The organism is Methyloversatilis sp. (assembly GCF_965284615.1).
GTDB lineage: Bacteria > Pseudomonadota > Gammaproteobacteria > Burkholderiales > Rhodocyclaceae > Methyloversatilis.
Genome location: NZ_OZ260098.1, coordinates 416,671 through 440,233 on the forward strand (window position 1 = coordinate 416,671; position 23,563 = coordinate 440,233).

The 23,563-nt window shown below is 66.0% G+C and carries 22 protein-coding genes and 1 pseudogene; 19 read left to right on the plus strand and 4 right to left on the minus strand.

Annotated elements, in window-relative coordinates; translation table 11 throughout:
* Positions 1-67: 67 nt before the first annotated feature.
* On the minus strand, positions 68-652 hold the full coding sequence (locus ACQ66H_RS02000) for a helix-turn-helix domain-containing protein (protein WP_019915631.1): 585 nt from the start codon (positions 650-652) through the stop codon (positions 68-70).
* A gap of 213 nt (positions 653-865) precedes the next feature.
* On the opposite strand from ACQ66H_RS02000, the pseudogene ACQ66H_RS02005 reads away from it, so the two are divergent.
* The 16 genes and pseudogenes from ACQ66H_RS02005 to ACQ66H_RS02080 all read left to right on the plus strand — a co-directional run bounded on the left by ACQ66H_RS02005 (position 866) and on the right by ACQ66H_RS02080 (position 15,194).
* Positions 866-2,106: pseudogene (locus tag ACQ66H_RS02005) on the plus strand (FAD-dependent oxidoreductase).
* Between the two features lie 28 nt (positions 2,107-2,134).
* Positions 2,135-2,392, plus strand: a complete 258-nt coding sequence (locus tag ACQ66H_RS02010) for a sarcosine oxidase subunit delta (RefSeq protein ID WP_019915629.1) — start codon at positions 2,135-2,137, stop codon at positions 2,390-2,392.
* Complete coding sequence (locus ACQ66H_RS02015; RefSeq protein WP_430432600.1) at positions 2,392-5,289, plus strand: 2Fe-2S iron-sulfur cluster-binding protein; 2,898 nt, start codon at positions 2,392-2,394, stop codon at positions 5,287-5,289. Before ACQ66H_RS02010 ends, ACQ66H_RS02015 begins: the two co-directional genes overlap by 1 nt.
* On the plus strand, positions 5,286-5,960 hold the full coding sequence (locus tag ACQ66H_RS02020) for a hypothetical protein (RefSeq protein WP_019915627.1): 675 nt from the start codon (positions 5,286-5,288) through the stop codon (positions 5,958-5,960). Before ACQ66H_RS02015 ends, ACQ66H_RS02020 begins: the two co-directional genes overlap by 4 nt.
* Before the next feature lie 73 nt (positions 5,961-6,033).
* Complete coding sequence (glnT, locus tag ACQ66H_RS02025) at positions 6,034-7,362, plus strand: type III glutamate--ammonia ligase (protein ID WP_430432601.1); 1,329 nt, start codon at positions 6,034-6,036, stop codon at positions 7,360-7,362.
* Between the two features lie 19 nt (positions 7,363-7,381).
* Positions 7,382-8,290: a class II glutamine amidotransferase gene (locus ACQ66H_RS02030; protein ID WP_020163141.1), complete on the plus strand. Its 909-nt coding sequence runs from the start codon at positions 7,382-7,384 to the stop codon at positions 8,288-8,290.
* A complete protein-coding gene (locus ACQ66H_RS02035) occupies positions 8,278-8,967 on the plus strand; it encodes a protein glxC (RefSeq protein WP_019915621.1) in 690 nt (229 codons plus the stop codon). The genes ACQ66H_RS02030 and ACQ66H_RS02035 overlap by 13 nt, the downstream gene beginning before the upstream one ends.
* A gap of 106 nt (positions 8,968-9,073) precedes the next feature.
* On the plus strand, positions 9,074-10,438 hold the full coding sequence (locus ACQ66H_RS02040; protein WP_430432602.1) for an FMN-binding glutamate synthase family protein: 1,365 nt from the start codon (positions 9,074-9,076) through the stop codon (positions 10,436-10,438).
* Positions 10,439-10,466: 28 nt separating this feature from the next.
* Positions 10,467-10,796, plus strand: a complete 330-nt coding sequence (locus ACQ66H_RS02045; RefSeq protein ID WP_430432603.1) for a DMT family transporter — start codon at positions 10,467-10,469, stop codon at positions 10,794-10,796.
* A 121-nt stretch (positions 10,797-10,917) separates the two neighbouring features.
* Positions 10,918-11,271, plus strand: a complete 354-nt coding sequence (locus tag ACQ66H_RS02050) for a hypothetical protein (RefSeq protein ID WP_430432604.1) — start codon at positions 10,918-10,920, stop codon at positions 11,269-11,271.
* A gap of 11 nt (positions 11,272-11,282) precedes the next feature.
* Positions 11,283-11,684 (plus strand): hypothetical protein, encoded by a 402-nt coding sequence (locus ACQ66H_RS02055; RefSeq protein WP_430432605.1) that lies wholly within the window; start codon positions 11,283-11,285, stop codon positions 11,682-11,684.
* Between the two features lie 3 nt (positions 11,685-11,687).
* Positions 11,688-11,828 carry a hypothetical protein gene (locus ACQ66H_RS02060; RefSeq protein WP_304033208.1) on the plus strand — a complete coding sequence of 47 codons (141 nt, stop codon included), beginning with the start codon at positions 11,688-11,690 and terminating at the stop codon, positions 11,826-11,828.
* Positions 11,829-11,878: 50 nt separating this feature from the next.
* A complete protein-coding gene (locus ACQ66H_RS02065) occupies positions 11,879-13,273 on the plus strand; it encodes an APC family permease (protein ID WP_024300674.1) in 1,395 nt (464 codons plus the stop codon).
* Entirely contained in the window at positions 13,273-13,950 is a 678-nt protein-coding gene (locus tag ACQ66H_RS02070) for a hypothetical protein (protein ID WP_430432606.1), read from the plus strand. Before ACQ66H_RS02065 ends, ACQ66H_RS02070 begins: the two co-directional genes overlap by 1 nt.
* Positions 13,947-14,246, plus strand: coding sequence for a hypothetical protein (locus tag ACQ66H_RS02075; protein WP_430432607.1), 300 nt, complete (start codon positions 13,947-13,949; stop codon positions 14,244-14,246). The genes ACQ66H_RS02070 and ACQ66H_RS02075 overlap by 4 nt, the downstream gene beginning before the upstream one ends.
* Positions 14,247-14,411: 165 nt before the next feature.
* Positions 14,412-15,194 carry a TorF family putative porin gene (locus ACQ66H_RS02080; protein WP_430432608.1) on the plus strand — a complete coding sequence of 261 codons (783 nt, stop codon included), beginning with the start codon at positions 14,412-14,414 and terminating at the stop codon, positions 15,192-15,194.
* Positions 15,195-15,273: 79 nt separating this feature from the next.
* On the opposite strand, the gene narL is transcribed toward ACQ66H_RS02080, so the two are convergent.
* On the minus strand, positions 15,274-15,921 hold the full coding sequence (gene narL / locus ACQ66H_RS02085; RefSeq protein WP_020163158.1) for a two-component system response regulator NarL: 648 nt from the start codon (positions 15,919-15,921) through the stop codon (positions 15,274-15,276).
* The gene (locus tag ACQ66H_RS02090) at positions 15,918-17,522 is read right to left on the minus strand and encodes an ATP-binding protein (protein WP_430432609.1); all 1,605 of its coding nucleotides are present in this window, start codon (positions 17,520-17,522) and stop codon (positions 15,918-15,920) included. Before ACQ66H_RS02090 ends, narL begins: the two co-directional genes overlap by 4 nt.
* Between ACQ66H_RS02090 and ACQ66H_RS02095 the strand changes: the two genes are divergently transcribed.
* Entirely contained in the window at positions 17,521-19,386 is a 1,866-nt protein-coding gene (locus tag ACQ66H_RS02095; RefSeq protein WP_430432610.1) for a sensor domain-containing diguanylate cyclase, read from the plus strand. The genes ACQ66H_RS02090 and ACQ66H_RS02095 overlap by 2 nt on opposite strands.
* A gap of 24 nt (positions 19,387-19,410) precedes the next feature.
* On the opposite strand, the gene ACQ66H_RS02100 is transcribed toward ACQ66H_RS02095, so the two are convergent.
* Complete coding sequence (locus tag ACQ66H_RS02100; RefSeq protein ID WP_430432611.1) at positions 19,411-20,298, minus strand: DUF4394 domain-containing protein; 888 nt, start codon at positions 20,296-20,298, stop codon at positions 19,411-19,413.
* A 219-nt stretch (positions 20,299-20,517) separates the two neighbouring features.
* Between ACQ66H_RS02100 and ACQ66H_RS02105 the strand changes: the two genes are divergently transcribed.
* Positions 20,518-21,123, plus strand: coding sequence for a methylamine utilization protein (locus ACQ66H_RS02105; protein WP_430432612.1), 606 nt, complete (start codon positions 20,518-20,520; stop codon positions 21,121-21,123).
* 4 nt (positions 21,124-21,127) lie between these two features.
* Positions 21,128-23,545, plus strand: a complete 2,418-nt coding sequence (locus ACQ66H_RS02110) for a putative bifunctional diguanylate cyclase/phosphodiesterase (protein ID WP_430432613.1) — start codon at positions 21,128-21,130, stop codon at positions 23,543-23,545.
* Positions 23,546-23,563 lie beyond the last annotated feature (18 nt).

Genomic DNA, 23,563 nt, shown 5'->3' on the forward strand with positions numbered 1-23,563 from the left:
TGAAAGGTGCTGGCCAGGGGCGCTCCAGCCCCTGACCCCTGGTCTCTAGCCCCTGCTCCTGAAACACTCACTCATGCCCGGCTTCCGGGTAGATCGTGATCGACAGGAAGCGGATGGGCACCTTGGTCAGCTTTTCCGGGCCGTGCGGCACGTTGCCGTCGAAGGTGAGCGCGTCGCCCGGCTGCAGGTCGTACACCGTCTTGCCGTGCCGGTACTCGATGCGGCCCTCCAGCATGTAGATGAACTCCGTGCCCGGGTGTTCGAACACCGGGAAGGTTTCGCTTTCCTGCTCGATCGTGATCAGGAAGGGCTCGAACAGCTTGGTCGGGCCCTGGTGGTAGGACAGCAGGTGGTAGGTGTGACCGCTGCGTGTGCCGCGGCGGGCCACTTCCATGCTCTCGCCGGCCTTGATCAGCTGCGCGCCGCCGCCCTCCGTCTCGTAGTTCTTGAACAGCGCCGACAGCGACACGCCGAGCGCGCGCGCGATGCGTGACAGCGCGTCGAGGCTGGTGGCGGTCTGGCCGTTCTCGATGCGCGACAGCATGCCGCGGCTGATGTCGGCGCGCTCCGAAATATCGGCAATCGTCAGGCCGTGCGCCCGGCGCAGCTCCCGGATGGTGTTTCCGAGGTAGCGCTCCAGCTCCCCTTCCATGACGCCGTCTTGTGTACTCATTGCTTTTCCGCCTCCAGACTGGGCCTCTACCTGTCCCTTGTGACCGTTATCTTACACGCGGGGTTTCATAAGAAGAATTTAAGTTGACTTGGGTACAAAAAGGTTCATGATTCGAAAAAAAGTTGCTTCACCCGAAACACGCTGCATTGCAGCAGAAGCGACACCCTTTCAGTCTGGACAACAGGAAAGCACATGCCCTGGCGCCTATTGCGATTCGGTCTGTCGAAGTCCCATCCGGAACCCCGGATGTTTACGGCTCACGACAAGCTCAAGCCCTCGTACGACGTGGTGATCATCGGCGGGGGTGGCCACGGCCTCTCCAGCGCCTACTACCTCGCCCGTGATCACGGCATCACCAACGTGGCGGTGCTCGAAAAGGGCTATATCGGTGGCGGCAACACCGGCCGCAACACCACCATCATCCGCTCGAACTACCTGACGCCCGAAGGCGTCAAGTTCTACGACAAGTCGGTCCAGCTGTGGCAGGACCTGTCACCGAGTTCGACCTCAACCTCTTCTACTCGACGCGCGGCCACTTCACGCTGGCCCACACCGACTCCGCGATGCGCACCATGCGCTGGCGCGCAGAGGTGAACAAGCACTACGGCATCGCGTCCGAAGTGGTGGGTCCGGAAGAAGTGAAGCGCCAGACCCCGCAGATCGATCTGTCCTGTGGCGGCCACGCGCCGATCCAGGGCGCGCTGTACCACGCGCCGGGTGCCGTGGCCCGCCACGACGCGGTGGCCTGGGGTTACGGTCGCGGTGCGGACATGCGCGGTGCGGAAATCCACCAGCAGACCGCAGTCACCGGCATCGAGGTCAAGGGTGGCAAGGTGGTCGGTGTACACACCACCAAGGGTTTCATCTCGACCAACAAGGTCATCTGTGCGGTCGCCGGCTTTACGCCGCGCATCACCGACATGGTGGGCTTCAAGACGCCCATCTTCGTGCATCCGCTGCAGGCCATGGTGAGCGAGCCGATGAAGCCCTGGCTCGACACCATCCTGGTGTCCGGCAGCCTGCACATCTATGTCAGCCAGAGTGCCCGCGGCGAACTGGTGATGGGCGCCTCGCTCGATCCGTACGAAGTGCAATCGACGCGCTCGACGCTGGACTTCCCGGAAGGCCTCGCCGCTCACCTGCTCGACATGTTCCCCTTCCTGTCGCATTCCAAGGTGGTGCGCCAGTGGGCCGGTATGGCCGACATGACGCCGGACTTCGCGCCCATCATGGGTCTGACCCCGGTCGAAGGTTTCTACCTCGATTCCGGTTGGGGTACCTGGGGCTTCAAGGCGACGCCGGTCTGCGGCAAGACCATGGCCTGGACCGCCGTCAATGACAAGCCGCACGAGCTGATCACCGGCTTCTCGCTCGACCGCTTCCGCAACTACTCGCTGACCGGCGAGAAGGGTGCGGCGAGCGTGGGTCACTGAGCGCAGAACAGAGAGCGGAGACGACGACATGAAACTGATGACCTGTCCGATGAACGGCACGCGTCCGATTTCGGAGTTCGCCTACTGGGGCGAAATCCGTCCGGCGCCCGACGCCGACACCTGCACCGACGAGCAGTGGGCCGACTACGTGTTCAACCGCAATGGCGCACCCGGCGTGAAGAAGGAATGGTGGTGCCACACGCCGTCGAACACCTGGTTCATCGCCGAGCGCGATACCGAAAAGGACAAGGTGCTGCGCACCTATCTGCATGGAGAAGACAAGTGATGCGCCTGCCCGCAATGCCCGACGAGTGGCTCGATCGCAGCCGCACTGTCCGGTTCCGTTTTGAAGGTCGCGCCTTTGAAGCCGTCGCTGGCGACAGCATCGCCAGCGCGCTGTGGGCGGCCGGTCAGCGCACCCAGGGCCGCAGCTTCAAGTACCACCGCGTGCGCGGCATCCTGTCCGCCGCCAACCACGACGTGAACGTGATGGTGCAGGACGGCCAGAAGCTGAACACCCGCGGAGACGTGGTCGCCGTGCGCGAGGGCATGGACCTGACCGCGGTGAACACCTTCGGCGGTCTGGCCAATGACCGCGCGCGTCACCTGGGCATGTTCGCCCGCTTCCTGCCGGTCGGCTTCTACTACAAGGCCTTCCACAACAAGCGCCTGTTCCCGATGTGGGAGCGCGTGTTCCGCCGCATCACCGGCCTCGGCGTGGTCAACTTCTCGACGCCGCACATCCGCACCGCCAAGCGCTACGACTTCTGCGACGTGCTGGTGATCGGCGCCGGTCCGTCCGGTCTGTCGGCCGCGCTGTCGGCCGCCGATGCCGGTGCCCGCGTGGTGATCTGCGATGAGAACGCACGCGCCGGTGGCAGCGGTCTCTATCAGCTCGGTGGCGACGCCATCCGTCGTCAGCAGACCCGCGCGCTGCTCGACAAGGTGAAGGCGCACGCCAACATCCGTCTGCTGGAAGGTACCTACGCCGGTGCCTACTACGCCGACCAGTGGGTGCCGCTGATCGACGCCGACAAGATGACGAAGATGCGCGCCAAGGCGGTCATCGTTGCCAGCGGCGCCTTCGAACAGCCGGCGGTGTTCCGCAACAACGACCTGCCGGGCGTCATGAACGGCTCGGCGATGCAGCGCCTGATCTATCGCTACGCCGTCAAGCCGGCGGGCAACGCCGTCGTGTTGGCGGCCAACGCCGACGGTTACCGCGTCGCGCTCGACCTGATCGCTGCCGGCGCCAGCGTCGCCGCCGTGCTCGACATGCGCGCCAGCGTGCCGCCGTCGGCACAAGCCGACGCACTGCGCGCCAAGGGTGTCGAAATCCTCGCCGGCCACGCCGTCTATGAGGCGCACGCCGACGGCAAGGGCGAACTGGCCGGCATCACCGCCTGCCGCATCGACGGCTCGGGCCGCGTGGTGTCGGGTTCGCAGCGTCGCATCGCCTGTGATGGTCTGGCCATGAGCACCGGCTGGGCGCCGGCTGCCAACCTGCTGTACCAGGCCGGCACCAAGATGCGCTTCGACGAACTGCTGCAGCAGTTCGTGCCGGACCAGCTGCCGGAAGGCGTGTTCGCCTGTGGTCGCGTCAATGGCGTGTTCAAGCTGGAGTCGCGCATCGCCGACGGTCAGCGCGCCGGCCTCGCCGCCGCGGCGCACGCCGGTCACGGCACGGCGGGCAGCGTCAACGTGCCGCCCGAAACCGAATCGCCGTCGCACGCCTGGCCCATCGTCGCCCATCCGGACGGCAAGAACTTCGTCGATTTCGACGAAGACCTGCAGGTGAAGGATTTCGAGAACGCGGTGCAGGAAGGCTACGACAACATCGAGCTGCTGAAGCGCTTCTCGACCGTCGGCATGGGCCCCAGCCAGGGCAAGCACTCGAACATGACGGCGCTGCGCATTCTGGCGCGCCTGACCGGCAAGTCGCCGCAGCAGGTCGGCACCACGACCGCGCGCCCCTTCTTCCACCCGGTGCCGCTGTCGCACCTGGCCGGTCGCGGCTTCAGCCCGCAGCGCCACTCGCCGCTGCACGGCCGTCACGCTGCGCTCGGTGCGGTGTTCATGCAGGCCGGTGCGTGGGAGCGTCCGGAGTACTACGCGGTCGAGGGCAAGTCGCGCATCGACTGCATCCGCGAAGAAGCGCGCCGCGTGCGCACCGCTGTCGCGCTGATCGACGTCGGTACGCTGGGCAAGCTGGAAATCCGCGGTCCGCAGGCGGCCGAGTTCCTGAACCGCTGCTACACCGGCCGCTACGACAACATGAAGGTGGGCGCCACGCGCTACGCCGTCATGTGTGACGAGTCCGGCGTGCTGAGCGACGAAGGCGTGGTGGCCCGGGTGGCCGAGGACGTCTTCTACTTCACCACCACCAGCTCGGGTGCGGCCACCGTCTATCGCGAACTGTCGCGCCTGAACATCGAGTGGAAGCTGGACTGCGGCCTGATCAACCTGACCGGCTCGTACTCGGCGATGAACCTCGCCGGCCCGGCGTCGCGCAAGGTACTGGCCCAGCTGACCGACATGGACCTGTCGTCGGCGGCCTTCCCCTACCTGGCGGTGCGCAGCGGCAGCGTCGCCGGCATTCCGGTGCGCATGATGCGGGTCGGTTTCGTCGGCGAGTGGGGCTACGAAATCCACGTGCCGGCCGAATACGGCCCGACGCTGTGGGACGCGCTGATGAAGGCCGGGGAATCGGCGGGCATCGGCCCCTTCGGTGTCGAGGCCCAGCGTCTGCTGCGCCTGGAGAAGGGCCACCTGATCGTGAGCCAGGACACCGACGGCCTGACCAATCCGTTCGAGGTCGGCATGGACTGGGCGGTCAAGCTCGACAAGCCCTTCTTCACCGGCAAGCGCTCGCTGCAGATCGTCAAGAAGATGCCGCTCAAGCGCAAGCTGGTCGGCTTCCGCCTGGCCGAGAACTACAGCGGCGAAGTGCCCAAGGAATGCCACCTGATCATCGAGAACGGTGACATCGCCGGCCGCGTGACCAGCATTTCGTGGAGCCCGCACGTCGGTCGCTACATCGGTCTGGCCTTCGTGCTGCCCAGCATGACCGAGCCGGGTACGCCGTTCTCGATCCGCATCACGGACGGCAGCATGGTCGCGGCCGAGGTCTGCAGCACGCCCTTCTTCGACCCGAAAGACGAACGCCAGAAGGAAATCGAATGAACGCCCCCTTCGCCCCTACTCGCATCAGTCCGCTGTTCGACGAACAGGCGCCGCACGCGGCGAAGTGGACCCAGGTCGAAACGATGCAGAGCGTCGCCGCCTACGGTTCGGCCGACGCTGCACGTGTGCCGCTGGCCGGTATCGGCGACCTGTCGTTCCGCCGCCGTGCCGGCGTCAAGGGACCGGGCGCCGCCGCCTGGCTCAACGCGCTCGGCATCGCCACGCCGGAACGGCCGAACAGCTATCTGCGACTCGATGACGGCACGCTGGTGCTGCGCATGGGCAATACCGAGTTCCTGGTCGAGGACGTCGCCGGCGGCAGTCGCGCCGCCACGATGCTCGCCACCGCGCCGGGCGCCGGCGTCTATCCGGTGCCGCGCTACGACGCCGCGCTGGTGATCACCGGCCGCAACGCGATCGAACTGACCCGCCAGACCTGCGCCTTCGACTTCGCCAGCCTGTCGCCGAGCGCGCAACCGCTGGTGATGACCTCGATGGTCGGCGTCGGCGTCACCGCGATCGCGCTCGACGGCGCCGACGGCACGTATTTCCGCCTGTGGTGCGACGGCACCTACGGCGGCTATCTGTGGGCCACGCTGGTCGAGGTGGCTGCGGATCTCGGAGGTGGAGCAGTCGGCCTCGATGCACTCGGGCGGATTGCACAGCAATAACAAGCAAAGAGCGCGTCATCGAAGCTGACGCAAATCAGTGGGATCAGAGCCGTTTGGACAGGGAGGGAATGTGATGTCACCCAGCGAAGCACAGCAGTTCCTGAAGGAAAACGAGGTCAAGTACATCCTCGCGCAGTTCGTGGATATCCACGGTTCGGCCAAGACGAAGTCGGTTCCGGCCGAGCACTACAAGACCGTGGTCACGGATGGCGCCGGCTTCGCCGGTTTCGCGATATGGGGCATGGGCATGACGCCCAATGTCAACGCCGACTACATGGCCGTCGGCGACGCGTCAACGCTGTCGCTGGTGCCCTGGCAGCCGGGCTACGCCCGCATCGCCTGTGACGGTCACACCCATGGCAAGCCGCACGAGTACGACACCCGCGTCGTGCTGAAGAAGCAGCTGGAGCAGATCACCGCACGCGGCTGGACCTTCTTCACCGGCATGGAGCCGGAGTTCTCGCTGCTGCGCAAGGTCGAAGGCAAGATCCTGCCGGCCGACCCGGGCGACACGCTGTCCAAGCCCTGTTACGACTACAAGGGCCTGTCGCGCGCCCGCGTCTTCCTCGAACGCCTGTCCGAATCGCTGCGCGCGGTCGGCATCGACGTCTATCAGATCGACCACGAAGACGCGAACGGCCAGTTCGAAATCAACTACACCTTCACCGACGCGCTGACCTCCTGCGACCACTACACCTTCTTCAAGATGGGTGCCGCGGAGATCGCCGCCGAACTGGGCCTGATCTGCTCCTTCATGCCCAAGCCGTTCTCGAACCGTCCGGGCAACGGCCTGCACATGCACATGAGCATCGGCGACGGCAAGCGCAACCTGTTCGAGGACAAGTCGGACAAGAACGGCCTCGCCCTGTCCAAGCTGGCCTACCACTGGGCCGCCGGCCTGCTCAAGCACGCGCCGGCACTGGCTGCGCTGTGCTGCCCGACGGTCAATTCATACAAGCGTCTGGTGGTCGGTCGCTCGCTGACCGGCGCCACCTGGGCACCGGCCTACATCTGCTACGGCGGCAACAACCGCAGCGGCATGATCCGCAGCCCGGGCGGCCGCCTGGAACTGCGCCTGCCGGACGCTTCCTGCAACGCTTACCTCGCGACGGCCGCGGTCATCGCCGCCGGCATGGACGGGGTGATCAACGAGCTCGATCCGGGCGCGCCGCAGAACGACAACCTGTACGACTACAGCCAGGCGCAGCTCGATGCCGCCGGCATCCGCGTACTGCCGCAGAACCTGCATGAGGCGCTGGTGGCGCTCGAAAAGGACGAAGTGATCCGTGGTGCTCTGGGTCCGGTCGTCAACGAGTTCCTGCGCCTCAAGCATATGGAGTGGGTCGAGTACATGCGTCACGTTTCCGATTGGGAAGTGAACAGCTACCTCGAATTCTTCTGATCATCCCCGGAGAACTGTTATGTGTGGAATCGTGGGTTTGCTGGTCAAGACACCGGCATTGAAGGAACGCCTGGGCGAACTGATGGTGCCCATGCTGATCGGCATGACCGAGCGCGGTCCGGACTCGGCGGGTCTGGCCGTGTTCGGCGACACGCTTGCTGAGAACTCGCGCAAGCTGAGCCTGTACTCGGGCCTCACCGACGACGGTGCCGACTTCAACTGGCACGGCCTGACGCACGCGCTGAAGGAACACCTCGATGTCGATGCGCACATCGACGTCAAGCACAACCATGCCGTGCTGTCCTTCGCCGTGTCGCCGGAACTGGTCAAGCGCTGGCTGCGCGAGAACCATCCGAAGCTGCACATCCTGAGCACCGGTCGCACCATCGACCTGTACAAGGACATCGGCACGCCGGCGCAGGTCGCAGACCGCTACGACTTCAAGTCGATGAAGGGTTCGCACCTGGTGGGTCACACCCGCATGGCGACCGAATCGGCGGTGACGCCGGATCGCGCACACCCCTTCACCGCCGGCGAAGACTTCTGCCTGGTGCACAACGGTTCGCTGTCGAACCCGAACTCGATCCGCCGCAAGCTGACGCCGGCCGGCATCCACTTCGAAACCGACAACGACACCGAAGCCGCCTGCCGCTTCCTCGAATGGCGTCTGCGTGAAGGCGACGACCTGGAAGTCGCGCTGCAGAAGGGCTTCGACGAACTCGACGGCTTCTTCACTTTCCTGATGGGCACGCCGGACAAGCTTGCGCTGATCCGCGACCCCTTCGCCTGCAAGCCCGCCGTTGTGGCCGAAACCGACGACTACGTCGCGATCGCGTCGGAGTTCCGTTCGCTGGCCCACCTGCCTGGCGTCAAGCACGCCAACGTGTTCGAACCCGCGCCCGAGGAGATGTACGTATGGAACGCATGACCTTTGATCTCGCCAGCTCGTCGCTGACCGAGATGAACACCTTCCTGCACAAGGGTCTTGAGGAGGGCGACAAGCGCCACATTTCGGTGCTGAACCCGGACGGCGCGCACAACATCGCGGTCGGCCTGAACCAGCCGGTCACGGTCGAGGTGCATGGCCATGCGGGTTACTACGCCGCCGGCATGAACAAGCACGCTCGCGTCGTCATCCACGGCAGCGCCGGCACCGGTGTCGCCGAGAACATGATGAGCGGCACCGTACATGTGAAGGGCTTTGCCTCGAACGGCGCCGGCGCCACCGCCCACGGCGGTCTGCTGGTGATCGACGGTGACGCCGGTCTGCGCTGCGGCATCTCGCTGAAGGGCGGCGACATCGTCGTCGGCGGCAGCGTCGGCAGCTTCTCCGGCTTCATGGCCCAGGCCGGCCACATGGTCATCTGTGGCGACGCCGGCGACGCGCTCGGCGACTCGCTGTACGAGGCGGTTATCTACCTGCGCGGCAACGTCAAGTCGCTCGGTGCCGATGCCCGCTTCGAGGACATGACCGACGCCGACTACGCGACGCTGGCCGAACTGCTGTCCAAGGCCGGTCTCGAGCACGACCCGAAGAGCTTCAAGCGCATCGCTTCCGCGCGTTCCCTGTACCACTGGAACGCCGACGCGAACCAGGAGTATTGACCCACACGGAGCGGCGACGCCGCTCCGGGCCCCGAGGGGCGGCGAGGAAGCTTGGGACGACCCGGTGCTTCCTCCGGTGCAGACACGGATACATCAAGGACTCAACATGGACATCAAACCCGTATCGTTCAAGCGCGTCTCCCGCGAGGAGTCCGCCAGCTTCGACCGCAGCGTCATCGACTACATCCAGAACGCGGCGGCGCACGGCCTGTACGAAATCCGCGGCATGGGCGCCAAGCGCAAGCTGCCGCATTTTGACGACCTCGTCTTCCTCGCCGGTTCGCTGTCGCGTTACCCGCTCGAAGGCTATCGCGAGAAGTGCGTCACCAAGACCATCCTCGGCACCCGCTTCGCCAAGAAGCCGCTCGAGCTGGACATCCCGATCACCGTCGCCGGCATGAGCTTCGGCGCGCTGTCGGCCAACGTGAAGGAATCGCTGGGTCGTGCCGCCACCGAGATGGGCACCACCACGACCACCGGTGACGGCGGCATGACGCCGGAAGAGCGCAACTCGTCGAAGACGCTGGTGTACCAGTGCCTGCCGTCGCGTTACGGCTTCAACCCGGACGACGTGCGTCGCGCCGACGCCATCGAAGTGGTGATCGGCCAGGGCGCCAAGCCGGGCGGCGGCGGCATGCTGCTGGGCCAGAAGGTGAACCCGCGCGTGGCCAAGATGCGCACGCTGCCGCAGGGCGTCGATCAGCGCTCGGCCTGCCGTCACCCGGACTGGACCGGTCCTGACGATCTGGCGATCAAGATCCAGGAACTGCGCGAACTGACCGACTGGGAAAAGCCGATCTACGTGAAGGTCGGCGCCACCCGCACCTTCAACGACGTCAAGCTGGCCGTTCATGCCGGCGCCGACGTGGTGGTGGTTGATGGCATGCAGGGCGGTACCGCGGCGACGCAGACCTGCTACATCGAACACATCGGCATCCCGACGCTGGCCGCAGTCCGCCAGGCGGTCAACGCGCTGGAAGACCTGAACATGAAGGGCGAAGTGCAGCTCATCGTGTCCGGCGGCATCCGCAGCGGCGCCGACGTCGCCAAGGCGCTGGCCATGGGCGCCGACGCCGTCGCCATCGGTCAGGGCATCCTGTACGCGCTCGGCTGTAACTCGGAAACCTACATCCAGAACGGTCAGCACATGTCGGCACTGGAAGGTTACGACGCGCTCGGCACCACGCCCGGCTTCTGCCACCACTGCCACACCGGCAAGTGCCCGGTCGGCGTGACCACGCAGGATTCCGTGCTCGAACAGCGCCTGCAGCCGGATGTCGGCGCCCGTCGCGTCAAGAACTACCTGAAGACGCTGAACATGGAACTGACCACGATCGCCCGTGCCTGCGGCAAGCAGAACGTGCATCACCTGGAGCGCGAAGACCTGGTCGCCCTGACGCTGGAAGCCGCCGCCATGGCGCGCATCCCGCTGGCGGGCACCAGCTGGATCCCGGGCCACAACGGCTACTGATCCACGCCGCCATGAGGAGTCTGCGGACGTGACCGGCTGGCTCTTCCTGCTGGGCGCCATCGTTGCAGAGGTCATTGCAACGAGTGCGCTCAAACAGGTGGAGGGTCTGTCACATCCGCTGCCTCTGGCGTTCACGGTCGTCGGTTACGTCATCGCTTTCTCTCTGATGTCGCTGTCGCTGAAGACCATACCGATCGGCATCGCCTACGCGGTGTGGTCGGGCGTCGGCATCGTCGCGATATCAATAATCGGCCTCATCGCATTCGGTCAGCGACTCGATGCGGCGGCGCTCGCGGGCATCGCCCTTATCGTGAGCGGGGTCGCCGTGATCCAGCTTTTCTCGAAGTCGCAGGCCTGAACGACGCAACACCCACAGACACTTTTCCGAGGAGAACCCACCACCGCACATCCGACGTTCCACATCTGCTGCTGACGATTTCATCCCATCAAAAAATGCACCCATAAAGGAGGAGAGCAAGATGGATCAAAGCAAAAGCAAACACCCCGCAAACCCCGCGCTCGAACGCCGCATCAACAGCATGTTCGGTCGCGACAAGGCCATGTCTCTGGGCGCTCTGCTCGGTCTGTGGCTTGCGCTGGGCTATGTGTACTTCGCCGTCCCGCACGGCTTCCTCGGCTCGCCCGTCGGCATCGTGCTGACCGTGGCCGGCGCGCTCGTACTGCTGTTCAACACGGCATCGGTGATCGCCATGCTTCGTCATTACGCCGAAGACCGCGAACACATCTACGGCATCGACATCCACCACCTCGACGAACACCGCGCCCGTGCCCGCAAGGCCGCACTGCGTCCGGCTCACGTCAACATCGGCTGAGGAGCGCACACATGTCCCGCAATGCCTACAAACCCCCTGTGCAGAAGGGGTTCGGTCAGTTCGTCAACGCCATGGTCGTGCTCGCGCTGGTGTACCTGAGCCTGCTCGCGCCGCTGCTGCTCGGCGGCACCGCCGCCGAATCGGAAGCGCCGGCCGAGAAGCCGGTCGCGACCTGGGAAGCGATGAAGCAGAACGAAACGATGGCCGCCCAGTGGCAGAAGCTCGGCTTCGATGCCGAGTCGGCTGAGCCCATCGTCAGCAAGAAGTTCAGCTACGAGATCGAACCGTGGTCGCTCGGCATCACGATCGCCGTGATCGCCGTGTACTTCTTCTTCGTGCTCAAGGTGTCCGACCGCGAGTACCGCGAAGTCATCAACGAGCGCTTCGGCCCGCGCGCCGGCAAGGAGGACTGAGTCATGGATTTCTGGACGGCACTGGAATACGCGGCCTGGGGCATCTCGGTCGTGCTGGTCGGCTGGATGCTGGTCGATGCACGCTTCGTCAGCACCACCTACGGCGAAGACTTCCTGCTCAGCTCGCGCGAAGGCGACGAGTGATCGGTGGTTCGAACCACGCACAACGGCGTGCGTGAAGACGGGAGAACAAGATGGGAACTGCAACTGCAGCGGCAGGGAAGCAGGAGAAGATTTCACTGCTGAAAGTGTTGGGCCCGGTGCACGTATGGGCACTGGGCGTCGGTATCGTGCTGGTCGGCGAGTACATGGGCTGGAACTTCTCGGTGGCGAAGGGCGGCGCCTATGGCGCGCTGATCGCCTGCTGGGTGATCGGCCTGCTCTATACCTGTGTGGCGATGATCGATTCCGAGGTGACCTCAACGGTCGCCGCGGCGGGCGGTCAGTACACACAGGCCAAGCACATCATCGGGCCACTGATGGCCTTCAACGTCGGCCTTTATCTGGTGATGGCCTACACCATGCTGGAGGCGGCCGACGCGCTGGTGGTCGGTGACCTGTTGCATGCGGTGGCCGCACAGTACGGTGCGGAACTCGACCCCAAGCCCTTCGTGGTGCTGACGATCGCCTTCCTCGCCTGGCTGAACTACCGCGGCGTGTTCATGACGCTGACGGTGAATTTCGTCATCACCGCCTTCGCCGTGCTCGCCATCCTCGTGCTGTTCTTCAGCACCACCGGCATCGCCGGCGGCGAGAGCGTGCTGCGCCACAGCGAACTGCTGACCGATCTGCCCTACGGCTGGATCGGCGTGCTCGCCTCGCTGCAGTTCGGCATGTGGTACTACCTCGGCATCGAGGGCACCTGCCAGGCGGCGGAGGAAGTGCGCTCGGCCGGCCGCTCGATTCCGCTCGGCACCATGGGCGGCATGATGACGCTGCTGATCGCCGCCTCGCTCACCTGGTACATCTGCACCGGCCTCATCCCGTGGGAATACCTGGGCCAGGCGACGACGCCGCTGTACGACGCGGCGCGACTGACCGGCAATGTCGAGCTGGAAGTGATCCTGTTCATCGGCACCATGTTCGCGGCCATCGCGTCGGCCAACGGCTGCATCAACGACGCCTCGCGTGCCTGGTTCTCGATGTCGCGCGACCGCTACATGCCGCACTGGTTCGGTGCCGTGCATCCGCGCTATCGCACGCCGTATCGCGCCATCCTGTTCCTGATCCCGATCGCCGTGTCCTTCGCCTTTACCGGGCTGCTCGATCAGGTGATCACCTTCTCCATCCTGTCGGGCCTGCTGGGTTACACCTTCATGTCCTTCAACATCGTGCGCTTCCGCCGGCTGTGGCCGCTGGGGTCGATCGAGCGTGGTTACGTGCATCCCTACCACCCGCTGCCCTGCATCGTGCTCGGCCTGCTGTGCGGGGCGACCTACTTCGCGACCTATCTGGGCTACGGCACCTCGCTGCTGTCCATCATGGCCTTCTACATCCTGGTGTCGATCTGGTTCGTCGTGCGTCGCTATCCCTACGTGAAGCGCGGCGAACAATTCACGATGCCGTGGCCGCGTCCCAAGGGCTACTGATGACGCTCGCGACGATGGCGGCGCTGCTGCTCGGCGGCGGACTGTTCGCGTGGTGGCAGCAGCGCACGCAGCGGCAGTTCCGCGACGAGCGTGCGGCGGTGTTCGACCACTGTGCCGGCATGTTCGACGCCGTCGGCGTGGCCGATTCGGGCGCCGAGTACCCGCGCCTGAGCGGCCGCTACGGCGGTGCGCAGTTCGAGCTGCAGGCCCTGCTCGATCACGTCGGCTACCGCAAGGTGCCCTCGCTGTGGCTGTCGGTGACGCTGCGCACGCCGCTGCCGGTGGGCGGCCGTTTCGACCTGCTGATGCGGCCGCAGAACATCGAGTTCTGGTCGGCCTCGGACAGCATGGACGAGCGCATCGATCTGCCCGCCGACTGGCCGGTTCACCAGATCGCCAAGGTGAGCCCGGCCGGCTGGCGGCCGCCGCTGGGTGCGCTGCGCGAAGCCGCCGGCAGCCTGATCGACGAGCCCTCGTTCAAGGAACTGCTGGTGAGTCCGCGCGGCGTGCGCATCGTGTTCCGCGTCGGTGGCGTACAGCGCGCGCACTACCTGGTGCTGCGCTCGCTGCTGCCGGACGAAACGCGCATCGAGCCGGAGCTGTTGCAGCCGCTGCTCGACGCCGCACTGCGCATCGCTTCGTCGCTGAAGGTCACGAAACTGGAGAAAGCTGCATGACGTCCGCAAGCGTATCGACAACATCCCGTCCGCCGCATCCGTTCTTCGTGCTCGCCGCTGCGCTGCTGCTGCCCGGCATGGGGCAGGTGCTGAACGGCATGCTGGTGCGGGCGTGGATCATGCTGTTCTTCGCGCTCAGCCTCGGCGTCGTCAGCTGGCACATGACGACGCCCGAGCATTCTTTCGTCGGGCGCCACGCCGGCGGCTTCTTCGTCTACGCCGTCATGGTCATGGACGCCTACGTCTGGGCGCGCTACAGGCACACACTGGCCCGAGTCCGCGCGGGCCAGCGCTGAAGGGGCGGCGCACACCGTCCTCACCTTGGCCGGTACATGCGGGGCGGCTCCTCCTGCGCCGCATGTACCGGGTCTTTTTCAAGGCATCCGCATTCGAACGAACTTCCTCCGGCTCGCGGCACGCGTTCGCGCGCACGGAGCACATTCAGAAAGGTTTCCGACATCATGAAAACGAACTTCAAACGCCTCCCGCTGGCCGCGCTCGCGCTGTGCGCCGCTTCCGTCACTGTCCACGCGCAGGAAGCCGCCGCACCGGCCTATACGGTCAGCGCGAACGTGGGCCTGTTCTCGCAGTACATCTTCCGCGGCATTTCGTACACGCAGGAGAATCCGGCGGTGCAGGGCGGCTTCGACCTCGCGCACTCGAGCGGCGCTTACCTGGGCGTCTGGGGCACCAATGTGAGCGACCTGGCGCTGTCGAACGCGACCGGCGAGATCGACGTGTATGGTGGCTTCGCCAAGACCATCGATGACTGGACCTTCGACGTCGGCTTCCTGCAGTTCATCTTCCCGGGCGGCAAGCTCGATCTGGTCGGCGGCGGCACCGAAAGCCTGAACACGCTGGAACTGAACGCGGCGGTGACGTGGAAGTTCATCCAGCTGAAGTACTCGTACGCGGTGACCGACTACTTCGGTTTCAGCAAGAAGTCCTTCGGCGCGGATTCGGACGGTTCGGACTACATCGAGCTGAACGCGAACTACGAGTTCATGCCGTCGTGGATCGCCAACGTTCACGTCGGTCACCAGAAGGTGAAGAACTATGACGATTACGACTTCACCGACTGGAAGGTGGGTGTGACGAAGAACTTCGAAGGGGGCTGGCAGGCGGCGGTGGCGTATGTGGATACGAACGCGGACAAGAACTTCTACACCATCTGCGACAACGGCATCCGCTGCAAGGACACCGGCGACAGCAAGTGGCTGCTCTACGTGAAGCGCACCTTCTGAATGACCTCGTTGGTGCCTTGCAGGCACCGTTGTACAGCGCGCGGCATTCAGCGTCCCGGACGGCTGCGCGCTGTCTTTTTCAGCCCGCCATCATCTGCCTGAACTGCGGGTTCTGCAGCGCCCACACCGCCGCTTCGAGCCGGCTCTTCATGTTCAGCTTGCGCAGCAGGTGCTTGATATGCACCTTTACCGTGGCGTCGGAAATGCCCAGTTCGCGGGCGATTTCCTTGTTGCTGCGGCCGTCGGCCAGCAGGCCGAGGATTTCCCGTTCGCGTTCGGTCAGGTCGCTGTGCGACGCGGCAGGCGGTGCGTTCAGCGCGTGCGCCAGCAGGCCGGCGACGCTGGCGTCGAGCACCACGTTGCCGCCGACCGACTGCTTGATGCGGGCGCACAGTTCTTCCGGTTCCATGTCCTTCAGCAGATAGCCGTCGGCACCCGCCTTCATCGCGTCGAGCACGTCGCGCTCGTCGTCGGACACGGTGAGCATGACGCAGCGCGCACGCACGCCGGAGGCCTTCAACTGGCGCAGCGTTTCGATGCCGTTCATCGACTTCATGTTGAGGTCGATCAGGATGAGGTCGGGGTCGAGTTCGGCGGCCAGCGCGATGCCGCTGGCGCCGTCGCTGACTTCGCCCGCCAGTTCGAGCTCGTCGTCGGCGCGCACCAGCTGGGCCACGCCCTTGCGGAACAGTGGATGGTCGTCGATCAGCAGGATGCGGATGCTCATGCGGTACTTTCGTCTAGTTGGCCGACCGGCAGTTTCTGCGGTGCGAAGGTGAGCTGCACGCGCGTGCCGCCGCCGGGGCGGTGCACGACCGACACTTCGCCGCCGAGCGAACGTGCGCGTTCGCGCATGATGCTCAGGCCGTAGTGGTTGCTTTCGGCGTACGGATTGGTGAGGCCGCGACCGTCGTCGTTGACGACCACGTTCAGCAGGTGTTCGGGGCCGTAATGCATGCTCACCCACACATGATAGGCGCGCGCGTGACGCACGGTGTTCGACAGCGCTTCGCGGATGACCTGCATCACGTGGAATTCCTCGTTCACTTCGAGGTGGCAGCGACCGAGATCGTGCACGAAGCTGATGTCCAGACCGCTGCGCTGGGCGAAGTCGTTGACCGCGTCCTGCACCGTCAACAGCAGGCCGCCGGGGCCCATGCGCACGCGGAAGGCGGCGATCAGCTCACGCACTTCGCGGTAGGCGGCGGACAGGCCCTCGCGCAGTTCGCGCGCCGCCTGCGCGACGTCGGTCGGATGCTTTTCGCGGTCCAGACCGCGCTGCAGCCGCGCCACCTGGATCTTCATGTAGGCCAGCGACTGCGCCAGAGAGTCGTGCAGTTCGCCGGCGATGGCGCTGCGCTCCTCCATCAGCGCCACCCGTCGTTCCTCCTGGCTGCGACTGATGCTGGAAATGGCCAGCGCGGCGAGGTGGGCGAAACTTTCGGCGAGATTGACCTGCGGGTCGTTGACGCGCGCGACTTCGGGAAACTCGATCACCAGCGTGCCGACCGACACGTCGCCGCGACACACCGGTACCACCAGCGAATGCGCGGTGCAGTCGCCCGAGGGAGGTACCACGCGTGCGCTCACTTCGCGCGCGCTCTGTTCGGCGCCGAGCTGGCGCACGATGGCCGGTTCGCCGCGGGTGCACAGCAGCGGCCCGGTTCCCAGCGCCTTGTGTGCCGGCGTGTTCAGGCAGAGCGCGGCGGTCTGCGCGCCGAGCGAGGTTTCGAGCAGGGCGAGACCGTTGCGCAGGCTGAACTCCGACACGTCGCCGTCGGTGAACATGCGCGCCACCTGGTGCAGCGTCTGCAGGGCCTGGCTCTTGCGGCGCAGCTGTTCGCCGCTGACCTGCTGGCGCCAGCGGCCTTCGGCCTCGAAGCCCGCCTGGCGTGCCGTCAGTTCGGCCAGGCTGTCGACCAGCCGTTCGACCTCGTCGCGGCCGCGCGTGCGGGCGCTGTCCGGCATCAGCGACAGCGCCGATTCGGTCCGCCGCACCAGCACGCGGTGTGCGCGTTGCGCGATCAGCAGGGCGCCGGCGACGATGACGGCGAAGCACAGCCCCTGCAACAGCAGCATCACGGCAACGCGTTCCAGCAGCGTGCGTTCGACGCTGGCGAAGGCGGCGCAGACGGCCGAGTTGACGCCGTCCGTCCGTTGCGCACAGAGGTTGACCAGGGTGCCGAACACCTGTTCGAACTGGCGCTCGATCTCGACGCTGCCCCAGATGCTGAGCACGGCGGCGACCGCGCAGCCCGCCAGAGTGGCGACCAATCCGGTATATAGGGGATAGCGCCCGCTGGGGCCGAAGAAAGAACGGATCACCATGACTTTGTACGTGTTTTCAGCCTGGATACTGGCGCTGCTGTTCGCTGCAGTGGTCGGTTCGTGGTACGGCTCGGCGACGGCCTATGCGCTGCCGGGTGCCGTCGTGCTGGCCGGGCTCACCATGCTTGGCCTGGCGCGCCGGCTGCCCTGGTATGTCGGTCGCCCGCATCCGCCGGAGGCCAGCGCGCAGCAGATGGAGTGGGCGGGTCAACTGTGCCACAACATTTCGTCGCCCTCGGTCACGATTCAGGGGCAGCAGATCACTTTTGCGAACCAGGCTTTTCTCGCGCTGCTGAACTACCGCGGGCGCGGTGACCAGGTGGTCGGCCTGCCCTTCACCAACCTGCTGCACCCGGTCGATCACGCGCGCTTCGCGACGCTGATGGCGATCGCCGGCGGCGACGACGCGTCGGACGCCGAGGGCGTGCTGCGACTGGTGCGCTCGGACGGTGGCGCGATCAAGATGCACGCCAGCATTTCGCCACTGTCGTCGGTGCCCGGCAGTCTGCTGATCCAGTTCAGCCCGGATGCTGCGGCAGCACCCGTGCGCGACGGTGTCGAGAACTCGATGTCGCTGGTACTCGACCAGCTCGATCTGGTGCTGTTCAAGACCGACGCCGAAGGACGCATCGCCTACGTGAACCGCGCGTGGGAAAGGCTTACCGGTCGCAGCATGGCGGACAGCCGGGGCCGGCTGCTGTCGGTGGCCATCCACCCGGAGGACCGCGACGCGGTTGACCGCGGCATGCTGTCGGTCGCCGGTGGCCAGCTCGATCACCTGAATACCGAAGTGCGCATGGTGAACGGCAGCGGCACCGTGTTCTGGGTCATGTTGCGCGCGCAGACCTGCACGCTGCCCGACGGCGACCTGCTCGGCGTCGTCGGCACCCTGACCGAAGTGACGCGGCGCCGGCGCGGCGAGGACCTCGGCTCGAGCCGGCGCTACCTGAACACGCTGCTCGCCAACGTGCCGGGCATGGTGTACCGCGGCCGCAACGACCCGGACTGGACGATGGAGTTCGTCAGCGACGGCAGCGTGGACCTGATCGGCTATGAACCGTGGGAGCTGGTAGACAACCACCGCGTGGCCTTCGGCAGTCTGGTGCACCCGGAGGACCGCGAATTCCTGTGGGCCCAGGTGCAGGCCAATCTGGCGCAGCACAAGCCCTACCAGATTTCCTACCGCATTGCCGACGTCAGCGGCAACTACATCTGGGTGTGGGAGCAGGGCCGCGGCGTGTTCTCGTCGCAGGGCGAACTGCTGGCGATCGAGGGCTTCATCACCGACGTCAGCGAGCGTCGCGGTGCGGAGGAGAAGGCGCGCCGGCGCATGTGGTTCGAGGCACGCACCGGCATGACCAGCCGCGCCATCTTCGACGCGCTCTTGGCGTGGACGCTGCATCAGTCACAGGTGAACGAGCTCCCCTTCGCGCTGCTCTGGGTGGACGCCAGCGGCCTGGCCGAGCCGGTGATGAGCAGCAGCGCTGAGGCGGCGGAGCAGATACTGGCTACGGTGGCGCGCCGCTTCCGGCCGGTGAATTACCCGGGGGCGGCAATCACCTATCTCGACAACTACCAGTTCGCCGTGCTGCTGACCGACTTCCGCGCCGGTGAGGCAGCCCGTGCGCTGTCGGGCTCGAACGAAGTGATACCGGCCGTGTCGCAACTGGCCAGCCGGCTGGTGCAGGAACTGTCAGCGCCGCTCAACGTGGGCGGGCGCGACATTTCGGTGCCGGTGGCGGTCGGGATCGCCATCGCCGATGCGCGCTACATCGGCGCCGAATCGATGTTCGCGGCGGCCCGTCGTGCGGCCACGCAGGCGGCCGAGCTGGGGCCCGGCCATTGCGAGTTCGCTGACGAATGAGCGCCGCCGGGTGACCTGACCGCGTCAGGGTTCGATCGCGATGCCGCGCAGCGCCTCGCCGGTGCCCACCTCGCCGATGCGCGTCGCCTTGCCGGTCTTCAGGTCGATTTCGTAGAACTGGGCGGCGGCCGCCTTCGCTGTGCCAAGTACCGCGAAGGCGGCGTTGTTCAGGTCGGCGATGTCGAAGTGGGCGTCGGTGACCCCGGCGACGCCCAGCGAACCCACCGTATAGAGCTTGCCCAGATTGGGCGACACCACCGGCTGCTCGCCCTCGATCGAACCCTGGCGCACCAGTGCGCCGGTGGCGGCGTCGATCGCGTAGTTGGTGGTGAGCTTTTCGTTGTCCTTGTTGTAGGTGTAGCCGGCGGCGACCACCCGTGGCGCCGCCTTCTCGTTCGCGTCGCCGGCGGCATAGTGCAGCGTGCCGTCCGTCTGCAGGCCCGGCGCATCGGGCGAGGCGTTGACCAGGGCGCCGGTGTCCGGGTGGGCGCGCAGGTTCTGCCGCGTGTCGGACACGATGCGGATGCGGTCGGCCGCCGGGTTGAAGTCGAAGCCGAACTGGCGGCCGTTCAGCGGCTGCGCGAATGCTTCGTTGCTCACCGGCGTCAGCTGGCCGCTCGCGGTATCGACCCGGAACACGCGACCGCTGCTGCCGAGCGCATACAGCTCGCCGCGGGCGACGCGGTAGTCGATGCCGAGCACCGTTTCGCCTGCCGGCAGACCCTTCAGTGCGACGTCCGACAGCAGCCGGCCGGGCTGCCCCGCATTGAAGCTGACCAGATGGTGCGACTGCGTGACCGCGCGGACGATTTCCTTGCGCGGCGTGCCGCCGGCATCGGACAGACCGGCGCAGCCGGTGGCGAGCAGGGTGACGCCGATCGCGGCGGCGGGAAGAGCGAAAGCATGTTTCATCGTGAGGATCCGTATGTCGTTGTTCGATTGCGGGGCGCCGCGACGGTGCGATCCGCATGGTGCACCGGCCTGATCACGGCTGCACAGGCCCGGTCCTGAGACAGCTGTCTCGTCCGTCTCGCCCGGTCGGATGAGATGCCCGCCTCAAGGGACCGGGGCGATGTCCGTTAATCAGGCAGTCAACGATCAGATCGAACAGCCGTGCCCTGCGCCGTCATCGTGTTTCATCATTTCCGTCGTGCACTGCTCGCCGCCGTCGTCCTGGTGGGCGCCATCCTGCCTGCACGGGCCGCCACGGTCACGATCAAGGCCGGCGACCGATCGGGCAATGCGCTGGACAGCGTCGTCGTGTCGCTGGTTCCGGTGTCGCGCGCCGGCCTGCCTGCCGCCAGACCGGCGCAGATCGAGCAGCGCAACAAGACCTTCCTGCCGGCGATCAGCGTCGTGCAGACCGGCACCGCGATCGAGTTTCCGAACAACGACACGGTGCGCCATCACGTCTATTCCTTCTCGGCGGCCAAGGTGTTCGAGCTGAAGCTCTACGCCGGCAAGCCGGAAAAGCCGGTGGTTTTCGACAAACCGGGCGTCGTCGTGCTGGGCTGCAACATCCACGACAAGATGGCGGCTTACGTCGTCGTGGTCGATACGCCGTGGTCGGCGATTTCGCAAACCGACGGCGTGGCCCGCATCGCCGACGTGCCGACCGGCGACTATCAGCTTCAGCTGTGGCATCCGCGTCGCCTCGGCATGCCCGACATTCCGCCGCGGCCGCTACGCATCGCCGGCGACCAGACCGAAATGGTCAAGGTCGAACTGAGGCCCTGAGTCGATGCGGTTCAGCCTCAAATGGAAAATCGCGGCCTGGTGCGCCGCGCTGCTGCTGGTCACGCAGATCGGCGGGCTGCTGCTGTTCGGCGAGATCGGCCGCGGCAGCGCGATGGCCGATGCCCAGGTGGACCTGAAGACGGGCGACCGCGTGTTCGCGCGTCTGCTCGACGAACGGGCGTCGCAGCTGACCCAGGCGGCGCGCGTGCTGGCGGCGGACTACGGTTTTCGCGAGGCCCTGCTCAGCCAGGACAGGGAAACGATCGAATCGGCGTTGGCGAACCACGGCGGGCGCATCCGTGCCGACGTGATGCTGCTGCTGGCGCTCGACGAGTCCATCGTTGCCAGTTCGTCCTTCAATCCGGGGCGCACGCCCGAGCGCCTGCGCCAGCTGATCGAGGGCGCGCGCAGCGGCGCACACAGCGGCGGGTTCGCCGTGGTCTCCGGCATGCTCTACCAGCTGGTCGTGGTGCCGGTGATGGCGCCGGTGCCGGTCGGCTGGGTGGTCATGGGCTTCAGCGTGGACAAGAGCCTGGCCAGTGACCTGAAGGGCGTGACCGGCCTCGAAGTCAGTTTCGTGCGACGCAGTGGCGACAAGGGGTGGATGCTGGCGTCGAGCACCTTGAACGAGCCGCTGCAGAGTGCGCTGCTTGGTGAGTTGTCGGCGAACAGCGCCCTGCAGGAGGAGGCGCTGACGCTCGGCGACCGCGATTACGTCAGCCTGATGCATCCGATCGACGCCGGCCCGCAGCAGCAGGTCGGCGCCGTCCTGCAACTGTCGCTGGAGCGCGCGCTGGCACCGTGGAACCGGCTGTACCGCGACTGGACCGGGCTTACGCTGATCGGCACGCTGCTGGCGCTTGGCGTGAGTGCCTTCATGGGCCGTTCGATCGCCTCGCCGGTGGTCCGGCTGGCGGAATTTGCGCGCCGTGTCGAATCCGGCGAGTACGGCGCGCCACCGGCGGTGGCGCGCGGCGACGAGATCGGCCAGCTCGCCAATGCCTTCGTGCACATGACCGACGCCATCTCGCTGCGCGAGACGCGCATCAGCGAACTGGCCTACTACGACGTGCTGACCGGCCTGCCGAATCGCGCGTACTTCACCGAAAGGCTGGAAGAATCCCTGCGCGCAGCGGCCGCCGACAACAGCGACCTGGCCGTGGTATGCCTCGACGTGGACCGTTTCAAGATGGTGAACGACACGCTGGGACACGAACTGGGCGACCTGCTGCTGCGCGAGGTGGCGCGACGGCTGCGCGAAACGCTGCGCGACGTGCGCGATCAGGTGGCACGGCTGGGTGGCGACGAGTTCGCAGTCATGCTGCCGGGCGCCGACGCGTCGAAGGCGCTGAGCGTGGCCCACCGAATCGCCGAGGCGATGAACCGGCCGATGAACCTCGACGGCCAGATGGTTGACGTCAGCGCCAGCATGGGCGTGTCGGCCTGCCCGGCGCACGGCAACGATGCGCAGTCGCTGCTGCGACACGCCGACGTCGCCATGTATCTGGCCAAGCGTCACAACACGATGGCCGAAATCTACGACCCCCGGCATCACGACCAGAACGTCGAGCGGCTGTCGCTGCTGAGTGAGCTGCGGTTGGCGGTCGAGCGCGACGAACTGGTGCTCTATTACCAGCCCAAGGTGGCGACCGCGCCGGACGCGGTTCACCACGTCGAGGCGCTGGTGCGCTGGATACACCCGACGCGCGGTTTCGTACCTCCGTTCGAGTTCATCCCCTTTGCCGAGCAGACCGGCTACATCAAGGCGATCACGCTGTGGGTGATGAACGCGGCGATCCGCCAGTGCGGGCACTGGCTGCGGCAGGGGCTGGAGGTGAACGTGTCGCTGAACATTTCCGCACGCGACCTGCTGAACCCGGAACTGCCGGCGCTGTTCGCGGGCATGCTGGAGCGCCATGGCTGTCCGGCGCGCCTGATCACGCTCGAAATCACCGAAAGCGCGGTGCTCGACGATCCGCTGCGCGCGTTGACCAATCTGCAAGTGCTGCGCGAGACCGGCTGCGCGCTGTCGATCGACGATTACGGCACCGGTTACTCGTCGCTGTCCTACCTGCGGCAGATGCCGGTCAGCGAGATGAAGATAGACCGCAGTTTCGTGATGCATCTGCTCGACAATCCGAACGACGAAATCATCGTACGTTCGACAATCGAACTGGCGCACAACATGGGCCTGAAGGTGACGGCCGAAGGGGTCGAGAGCGAAGGCGTGCTGGAGAGGCTGCGCCTGCTCGGCTGCGATCTCGCCCAGGGCTATCTCATCAGCAAGCCGATTCCGGCCGAAGCCCTTGAAAAATGGTTCCGCGAGTCGCATTGGGCGAACGGCGCGGTCGGGCCCTCTGCGGCCGCGGCGACGGCGACCGAGCCGGTCGGCAGAACCGCCGCCCGGACCGTCGCAGTCTGAATATTTCCGTGCCGTGGT